The organism is Prevotella conceptionensis 9403948, assembly GCF_000312305.1.
Classification (GTDB): domain Bacteria; phylum Bacteroidota; class Bacteroidia; order Bacteroidales; family Bacteroidaceae; genus Prevotella; species Prevotella conceptionensis.
Genome location: NZ_HE999446.1, coordinates 43,810 through 52,394, shown reverse-complemented (window position 1 = coordinate 52,394; position 8,585 = coordinate 43,810). Strand labels below are relative to the sequence as shown.

Below are 8,585 nucleotides of genomic sequence, written 5' to 3'. Positions count from 1 at the left end.
GCGGCAGACCCATCCCACGTGCATGTCGTCGGTTCCGCGTTTCTGGGAGAAGGTGTATGCCGGCGTAAAGGAACGCATGGAGGCTGCATCGCCGCTGCAACGTCGCCTCTTTAAGCATGCTTTGGAGGTGGGAAGGCGGCACAATGTGCATTATCTGAGCCGCGGAAAACGCCCGCCGTTGCCCTTGCGCATGGAGTATAAGGTGCTCAACCGCACGGTGCTGAGCCTTGTGCGCAAACAATTGGGACTTGAAAACGCCAACATCTTTCCCACGGCCGGCGCGCGAGTGTCGTCCGAAGTGGAAGAGTTCGTACATTCCATCGGCTTGTTTATGATGGTGGGCTATGGCTTAACGGAGAGCCTTGCCACCGTTTCGTGCGACCGTGTGGACAAACCTTACACCCTCGGCTCGGTGGGAAGGGTTATCAACGGACTGCAGATAAAGATTGGCGAGAACAATGAAGTGCTGTTAAAAGGCCCTACTATCACTAAGGGATATTACAAGCGAGAGTCTCTTAACAGTAAGATTTTCGATAAGGATGGTTTCTTCCGAACGGGCGATGCTGGCTACATCAAGAACGGCGAGCTGTTTCTTACCGAACGCATAAAGGACCTTTACAAAACATCGAACGGCAAGTACATCGCTCCGCAGATGATAGAGGCGTTGCTCTTGGTGGATAAGTATATCGACCAAGTGGCCGTAGTTGCCGACGAACGCAAGTTTGTTTCGGCATTGGTGGTGCCCGAATTTAGGGTTGTTGAGGAGTATGCGCATGCTCATGGCATCGACTTCAACTCGCGCGAAGACCTTTGCGCCAACCGTCAGATACACCAAATGATGCTCGACCGCATTCACACGCTTGTGCAACAGCTGTCGCCCTACGAGCAAATCAAGCGCATAACGCTTATTCCTCACCATTTCAGCATGGAGAATGGCGAACTAACCAATACGCTGAAACTACGTCGACCCGTTATCCTAGCCAATTATAAGGAACTTATCGACAAGATGTACGAGGAGTAAAAACAATTTTGGCATTGCACACTTGATATATAAATAGGAGTACAACGAAACGAACGAACACCCCCAGGTCTGCCGTTGCACGATGGAATGGGCAATTTTAGCCTTCTTCGTCTGCAAAGACACGCCTATGTGCCACTATGCGGAACAATATGGGGAACCAATAACGCAAAACATGATTACAGCAGACCAACTTAAAGATATACAAGAACGGGCTGAGGCCTTACACCGCTACTTGGACATCGACCATAAGCGGGTGGAACTTGAAGAGGAGGAGCTACGAACGCAAGCTCCCGACTTCTGGGACGACCCCGCACGTGCACAAGAGCAGATGAAAAAGGTGAAAGGCATTGAAAAATGGATTGTGGGCTATAAGGAAGTGCGCCAGGCAGCAGACGAATTGCAGCTTGCCTTCGACTTCTACCACGACGACATGGTGACGGAAGAAGAGGTGGACGAGGATTATCGCAAGGCGATAACGGCTGTCGAGAACCTCGAACTGATGAACATGCTACGCCAAAAGGAAGACCCGATGGACTGCGTGCTGAAAATAAACTCGGGTGCTGGCGGCACGGAAAGCCAAGATTGGGCGCAAATGCTGATGCGCATGTACATGCGTTGGGCCGAGTCGCATGGCCATCGGGTTACGATAAGCAACTTGCAAGAGGGCGACGAGGCCGGCATTAAGAGCGTAACGATGGAGATAGAGGGCGGCGAATACGCCTATGGCTACCTCAAAAGCGAGAATGGTGTGCACCGACTGGTACGCGTTTCGCCCTACAATGCGCAGGGAAAACGCATGACAAGCTTTGCCTCGGTGTTCGTTTCGCCATTGGTAGACGACACCATCGAGGTGTATGTAGACCCCTCAAAGGTGTCGTGGGACCTGTTTAGAAGTGGCGGCGCAGGCGGTCAGAACGTCAATAAGGTGGAAACGGGCGTGCGGTTGCGTTACCAATACACCGACCCCGACACAGGAGAGGAAGAAGAAATACTCATCGAGAATACCGAAAGCCGCAAGCAATTGGAGAACCGAAACAATGCCATGCGACTTCTTAAATCGCAATTGTACGACCGCGCAATGAAGAAACGCTTGGAGGCGCAGGCCAAGATTGAGGCTGGAAAAAAGAAGATAGAGTGGGGAAGTCAGATAAGAAGTTACGTTTTCGACGACCGCCGTGTGAAAGACCACCGCACCAATTACCAAACGGCTGATGTAGACGGCGTGATGGATGGCAAGATAGACGACTTCATTAAGGCCTACTTGATGGAGTTTCCCGTAACAGAGGAATGAGGAAAACGTGGCAAGGAACAAAGTAGTAAGTGGTAAGGAGTGGGTGATAAGGAGTAAGTAGTAACGGGCGGGTTAGGCTACATGCTTGGTTTAGTAAGCCAGTTTAACCAGTTGCGATAGGGAAGTAATGGGAAACTAAACAAAACCAAGACGCCTCGTCAGCCCCCTCAGCTTGTCAACTCGTCAGCTCCTCAACTCGTTAACTTGCCATCTTGTTCGCTCGTTAACCCATCAACCCGTCGACTTGTTAACTCGTCACCCCGTCAACTCGTCACGCCATCAACTAATATAAAAGCCTAATTAATAATGCCGCTCGCATGTAGAGCAACCGTTTAAAGCAATGCACAAGGACCCATCTAAGTGATGACTGGTGGACAAGAAACCGCCAAAAACGATTTCATTAAGTCCGAAACGAGGTTCAAATTCATCTTCAATTGAGAAACGGACGTGTGCTGCGCTGCAAGTCGAACTACCCGAACGCGAGCCTAAAAACTAAAAGTCTATGAGTGAGAAAAGCAAAATGCGCCGCGCACAACGTGAGGCGCGCCAAGAGAAACAAGCCAAACAAGTGATTTATTGGCTAGTGGGGGTGTTGGCCTTGCTGGCTCTTATCTTGCTGGTTTATGCGATGAAATCGTGATTTTTCGTAATTTCAGGTCTTCGCCTTGCTTGTAAATGTAGTTACGAAACGTGTTGCAAGCCAGGTGAAGACCGCTAAACACAACATGCCAATCAGATGAGTGGACAAGAAATAGAACGAAAATTCTTGGTAGAAAAAGGCGGAGCCTATCGCGAGGCGGCTTTTTCGAGCAGCCATATCGTGCAAGGTTACATCCCATGCGAGGGAGCTACGGTGCGCATACGCAAACGCGACGACCACGCATACCTTACAATAAAAGGCCGTTCGACGAATGGCGGCTTGTCGCGATACGAGTTCGAAACCGAGATACCGCCCCACGAGGCCGACCAACTGCTGCTGCTCTGTCGCGGCGGAGTGGTAGACAAACGGCGTTATCTGGTGAAAAGCGGTGCCCACACCTTCGAAATCGACGAATTTTATGGTAATAACGAAGGTCTGCTGTTGGCCGAAGTGGAATTGGGAAGTGAGGATGAGGCCTTTGAAAAGCCCCATTTCATCGGGCCAGAAGTAACTGGCGACCGCCGTTTCTACAACTCCAACCTCCTGGCTAATCCTTTTTGCCTTTGGCGAAACACCTTACCAGAAGCATACCGATAAGGTTGCCCAATACAACGCCTATGCTATTGGCGGCAAAGTCGAGCCAATCGCCACTGCGGTTACCGCCCGTGCAGGTGGCTTGTGCCAATTCAATCAGTCCGCCCATCAACAGGGGAGCTAGAAAAATACCGATGAAAAGGCGTATTTTGTTCAGCTCTCGATGCCTGCGGAGGTACTCCGCCCACACCACCACGCACAAAACGGCATACATCGTTATATGCATCCACTTGTCGAAGAGCGTGAGATGGCTCAGGGGTGTTTCAGGAATGGGCATCAGGCAAATCACCCATATCACCAAGATGATGCATGTGGCAAAGGGGTAGGCCATAATGATGTGCCGGCCATAGTTCACTTTTTGCAGTCCTGTCGGTTTCATATCTCTAATGTCTTTTTGGCTAACGAATGGCTCATTATGTGCTTCTGAAAGTACGAAATCGCTGTTTTAAACACCGAAAAGTCGCCAAATCGTATGGCCGAGATGTAATAATGCTGCTAACTTCTATGCAAAAGTAGATGTTTTTTGTAAATTTGCACCATGATAAACCAAAATAGTTACGATTATGTCTGAAAGTAGAGCAGGATTTGGGAGCAAGTTAGGATTGATATTAGCCACGGCTGGTTCGGCCGTAGGCCTGGGCAACGTGTGGCGTTTTCCTTATATGACTGGTGCCGATGGCGGTGCTGTGTTCATCCTTATCTATATGTGCTGCATCCTGTTCCTAGGCATTCCTTGCATGGTTAGCGAGTTTATCATTGGCAGGCACGGTGCATCCAACACCGCACGAGCCTATACCAAGGTGGCAGGCAAAGGCAGTCCGTGGCGTTGGGTGGGCTTTTTGGGCGTGGCAACAGGCTTTCTCATCACGGGCTATTATGCTGTTGTGGCAGGTTGGTGCCTGCAATATATGTACGCCTCGGCCACAAATCAGTTGCAAGGCGACCATGCGGCCATCGCCAATTACTTCTCCGACTTTTCGTCTAGTGCCTTCCTACCCGTATTTTGGACGGCCATCATCCTGCTTTTCACCCATTATGTAATCATCCACGGCGTGCGTGGGGGCATCGAAAAGGCCTCCAAGCTGTTCATGCCCACGCTTTTCGTGTTGCTGTTGGTTATCGTTGTGGCCTCGTGCATGCTGCCAGGAGCAGGCAAGGGCATCGTTTTCCTCTTCAATCCCGACTTCTCTAAGGTCAATTCCAACGTCTTTCTCGATGCCCTAGGCCAGTCGTTCTACTCGTTGAGCATTGCAATGGGTTGCATTTGCACCTACGCCTCTTATTTCAGTAGGCAAACCAACCTGCTGAAGTCGGCTGTTCAGATTTCCGTTATCGACAGCGTGGTGGCCATTTTGGCCGGTTTGATGATATTTCCCGCCGCTTTCTCGGTGGGCGTAAGCCCCGATAGCGGCCCGTCGCTCATCTTTATCACCCTTCACCACGTGTTTCAGCAAGCCTTTTCGGGCGTTCCCATCGTGGGATATGTGCTTTCGCTCATGTTCTATGCCCTTTTGGGCTTGGCCGCACTCACGTCGCTCATCTCGTTGCACGAGGTAAGCACTGCCTTCTTCTTCGAAGAATTCCACATCACTCGTAAGAAGGCTGCCACCATCGTAACGGCAGGAACGCTCACAATAGGTGCGTTTTGTTCGCTTTCGTTGGGCGCAATGAGTGGTTTGAGCATCGCCGGGCACACGCTGTTCGACATCTTCGACTTCGTAACAGGCCAGATTTTCCTGCCCGTGGGTGGGTTTCTCACCTGCATATTCCTTGGATGGTTTGTGCCACGAAAGCTCGTAAAAGACGAATTCACCAATTGGGGCACACTTCGTTCCACGCTCTTTGGCGCCTATCTGTTCAGCGTGCGCTACATTTGTCCGCTGTGCATACTCGCCATTTTCTTACATCAGCTAGGGCTATTCTGATGTCCTCGGGGTGTCCATACAGATGGTGAAACACCAAAAAAAGCCCCATTTCACCGAAACCATTAATCCTACATACCATGTCAATGAAAGAATTGTTCTACTTTTCAAAGTCCGACCGCAAGGCCATCCTTTTTCTCTTGGTGGCCATTGTGGTGATTTTCGTGGCCATTCGCTGGTCGAGTGGCTTGTCAATAACTGCCGAAAAGCCAACCGCCCAACAGCGTAAGCCATCAAAACAGGCGGTTTCATCGTCCCGTTCTGATAGCGATTGGGATTTGGACGAGCCCACACAGATGGCCATTCACCTAACACCCTTCGACCCCAATACGGCTCCGCCCGAACAACTTTTGGCTTTGGGATTGCAGCCGTGGCAGGTGAAAAGCTTGCTGAAATATAGAAACAAAGGCGGTGTTTTTCGGCAACCATCAGACTTTGCCCGACTATATGGGCTTACTTTAAAGCAATATCGGCAACTAGAACCCTACATCCGCATTGCCGACGACTTTCGCCCTGCGGCCGATTTCATCGCCTCTGAACGCCCGCGCACCATGCATCAACGCGACACTTTGCGCTACCCCATGAAGTTGAAGGCCGGAATGCACGTTGTTTTTAAACACGGCAGATACCAGCGACTTGAAGAAAGTGCCTGGCATAGGCAGTTATTTTGCCCGACAAATAGTGAATTATCGCAACAGGTTAGGCGGTTTTTCAAGTATCGAACAGTTGGCCGAGATAGACGATTTTCCCATTGAGTCGCTCACTTTCTTTGCCGTTTCTGCCGATGAGTTGGCCAAAATTCATCGCCTGAACGTTAATAAGCTAAGCCTAAACGAGCTGAAAAGGCATCCGTACATTAATTTTTATATGGCCCGCGCCATTGTGGATTTCCGCCGTTTGCATGGTGACTTGCAGAGCCTTGAACAACTAAAGCTGCTGAAAGACTTCTCGGAAGAGAAGATACGAAGGCTACAACCCTACATCACCTTTTAAGCTTAATGCCGATGGAATGGGCGAAAATACGAGCTGTGGCAGGCAAATGAGGTGGTGGAAAAGTCATAACCCAAGCCCTTGCCGCAGCTTTTCGCACTACAACGCCTTACACGATAGGCAACGAAATGCCCTTAATCTTTTGGTAAACGTCTAACGCAAACAGGTCGGTCATGCCGCTAATATAGTCTATCACGGCTTGTATGCGTGTTTCAGGGCTAGGGCTGTTAATGTCGTATTGGCTGCTAAACCGCTGAATAAGCTGCCTAGAATAGTACCTTTGCGGTTCGGCTGCGGCCTCAACCAATGCCGTAAGCAGGGTTTCCATGATGTTATAACCGCTCAACTCCACATCAAGCACAGGCTTGCTGTTGTATATTTTCTGTCTCGAAACCTTTTCGCAGAGCCGGTAAGCCTCGCGTTCCAGGGGCGAGATATGGTCGATAAGACAGCCTTCAAGCGTACCATCAAGCAACTTTTGCTCGTTGGCAACGAAGGCATCTACGCATCTGCGTTCCAGCAAGCCAATCACGCAAGCCCGCATATACACCACCTTCTCGTGCACATCGGTAACGCCCTCTTCCTCAATTCGGTTCCTTATGCGTTGTTTTTCCTGCTCATCGAAGAATCCCAACAGCAGGTTTTCGGTCTCTTCAAACGAGAGGATTTTCAGCTTGTGCGAGTCTTCGATGTCCATTACCTCATAGCAAATGTCGTCGGCAGCCTCTACCAGATACACCAATGGGTGGCGAGCGAACCGCAAAGGCTCGTTGGGTGTCGACAGACGAATAACGCCCAATTCATCGGCGATTTTGCAATAGGTGTCTGATTCCGTTGCAAAGAACCCGAATTTGCTCTTCTTTCCCGATGCGCCACTTTCGAAGGGGTACTTCACAATGCTGGATAGCATGGTGTAAGTCATCACAAAACCACCCGCGCGACGCCCGTTAAAGCGGTGTGTAAGCAGGCGGAAGGCATTGGCGTTGCCTTCAAAATGGGTGAGGTCTGTCCAGAATTTGGGCGACAGTTTGTCTTTCAACGTCAGCCCGGCACCTTCTGAAAAGAACGTCTGTATGGCCTTTTCGCCACTATGCCCGAAGGGAGGGTTACCCATATCGTGTGCCAAACAGGCTGCGCTTACGATGGTGCCGATTTCTTCGAACAGCGTATTGGCCAATTCAGGATGCAGCTTTACCAGCGCGCGAGCCACATCGTTGCCCAGCGACATGCCCACCGAGGCCACTTCAAGGCTATGTGTAAGGCGGTTGTGTACGAATACGCTGCCCGGCAGCGGGAACACCTGTGTCTTGTTTTGCAGTCGTCTGAAAGGAGCCGAGAAGATTAATCGGTCGTAATCGCGTTTAAACTCCGAGCGGTCGTCGTGCCTTTCGGGATGTTTGTCTTCTTGTCCAAGGCGCTTGTTGGATATCAGTTGTTGCCAGTTCATTATCGTTGTTCATTATTTTGTATTTGCAAACTTACACAAAAAAGTTCGTTTGCACACTATTCCCACACATATTTTATATAGCGCGCATCATGTGTTTCGTCTCCTGCAATGTACAATCCACGTCGTTTTTTTAATGTTTCTATAAATTGAGAGTTGTTTGTTGGCCTTGTGATGCCTACCCAAGATATGCGCCCCTGCCACATGTGTATTGCAGTATAAATCAATTCAATGTCTAATAAACTCACGAAAACCCCGTATCCCCCGAATACATCAACTCTCCAACTTTCAGCCTCACAACCTCGTCAGCTTGCAAACCCACAGGCTCACCAGCTTACAAACACACAACTTCATCCAACTTACAAACTCGCAACCTCACCAACTTACAACATCACCAACTTGCAAACACACAACTTCACCCAACTAACAACCTCACTACCTCATCAACTTACGACCTCACAAACGCATCAAACTTATGAACTCACAACCCATCAACTTACAAATTCACACCCTCGCCAACTTCCAAGTTCACACCCCCATCGACTCACAATCCCATCAACTCACAGCTCCGCCAACTCACACCTTCACGACCTCATCAACTTACAACCTCACACACTCACCAACTTTCAACCTCACGCCCCCACAAGCTTACTAACCCATCAACTAACATCCTCACACCCTCG

At 49.9% G+C, this 8,585-nt stretch carries 7 protein-coding genes and 1 pseudogene; 6 read left to right on the top strand and 2 right to left on the bottom strand.

Annotated elements, in window-relative coordinates:
• From BN93_RS06450 to BN93_RS06440, 4 genes are all read left to right on the top strand, one after another.
• A partial coding sequence (locus BN93_RS06450; protein WP_044260031.1) for an AMP-dependent synthetase/ligase occupies positions 1-1,021 on the top strand: 1,021 nt, incomplete at its 5' end.
• 172 nt (positions 1,022-1,193) lie between these two features.
• Positions 1,194-2,312 (top strand): peptide chain release factor 2, encoded by a 1,119-nt coding sequence (gene prfB, locus BN93_RS06445; protein WP_009231674.1) that lies wholly within the window; start codon positions 1,194-1,196, stop codon positions 2,310-2,312.
• Between the two features lie 502 nt (positions 2,313-2,814).
• Positions 2,815-2,952: a hypothetical protein gene (locus BN93_RS17925; RefSeq protein WP_019187519.1), complete on the top strand. Its 138-nt coding sequence runs from the start codon at positions 2,815-2,817 to the stop codon at positions 2,950-2,952.
• Between the two features lie 96 nt (positions 2,953-3,048).
• Positions 3,049-3,549: a CYTH domain-containing protein gene (locus tag BN93_RS06440; RefSeq protein ID WP_019187518.1), complete on the top strand. Its 501-nt coding sequence runs from the start codon at positions 3,049-3,051 to the stop codon at positions 3,547-3,549.
• On the opposite strand, the gene BN93_RS06435 is transcribed toward BN93_RS06440, so the two are convergent.
• Positions 3,500-3,925, bottom strand: coding sequence for a VanZ family protein (locus BN93_RS06435; protein ID WP_019187517.1), 426 nt, complete (start codon positions 3,923-3,925; stop codon positions 3,500-3,502). The genes BN93_RS06440 and BN93_RS06435 overlap by 50 nt on opposite strands.
• A 184-nt stretch (positions 3,926-4,109) precedes the next feature.
• On the opposite strand from BN93_RS06435, the gene BN93_RS06430 reads away from it, so the two are divergent.
• Positions 4,110-5,471 carry a sodium-dependent transporter gene (locus BN93_RS06430; protein ID WP_019187516.1) on the top strand — a complete coding sequence of 454 codons (1,362 nt, stop codon included), beginning with the start codon at positions 4,110-4,112 and terminating at the stop codon, positions 5,469-5,471.
• 77 nt (positions 5,472-5,548) lie between these two features.
• A pseudogene (locus BN93_RS06425) lies at positions 5,549-6,461 on the top strand (ComEA family DNA-binding protein).
• 106 nt (positions 6,462-6,567) lie between these two features.
• Here BN93_RS06425 and dgt read toward each other — a convergent pair.
• Positions 6,568-7,905, bottom strand: coding sequence for a dGTP triphosphohydrolase (dgt, locus tag BN93_RS06420; RefSeq protein WP_019187515.1), 1,338 nt, complete (start codon positions 7,903-7,905; stop codon positions 6,568-6,570).
• Positions 7,906-8,585 lie beyond the last annotated feature (680 nt).